The 500-nt window shown below is 59.6% G+C and carries 1 protein-coding gene; it reads left to right on the top strand.

Features of this window, described 5'->3' with window-relative positions:
* Nucleotides 1–500: hypothetical protein (locus tag H6A60_RS12460; RefSeq protein ID WP_205105116.1), on the top strand; the 500-nt coding region annotated here is incomplete at both ends.

The raw sequence follows: 500 nt of genomic DNA on the forward strand, positions 1-500 counted from the left end.
GAAGAACTCCTCGCGGGCTACGATGTCCGCGAGATTCCTTGGCATCATCCGCGGCGGCTGCGGCCTTTCACGAAGCAGTGCTTCGACGTCAAGACCTTCGACGGGGAAACCGTCTGCACGGCCGAGAAGACGATGCGCTCCAAGCCCGTTGCCGTTCCCGACGGCGAAGTTATTGCCTACGAGCCGAGGGAGCTTGAAGGCTTTTGCTACCAATTCCGGAAGGATGGGCGGACAATCGCGACTTTCGATACCGTCTCCTCACTCGAGCTCGTCGTTCCCGAGTTGGGCATCAAGTACGGGCGCCTTATCACGGCGGGCAATAACGGACTGGCGCCGGAAATACCGAAGGATGCAATTCTCTTGCTCGACACCAACGTGCGCAGCTACGACGGTGTCGGCTACTACGCATTCGCGAGAAAAGCCGGCAGTAGCGTCGATATTGCCGAGCTGAGGGCACTCACTTCAGGGGGCTTCCGGTACGTCTCGGATAAGTCTCGCCC

The sequence above is a fragment of the Sutterella massiliensis genome, from assembly GCF_016899755.1.
GTDB classification, from domain to species: domain Bacteria; phylum Pseudomonadota; class Gammaproteobacteria; order Burkholderiales; family Burkholderiaceae_F; genus Sutterella; species Sutterella massiliensis.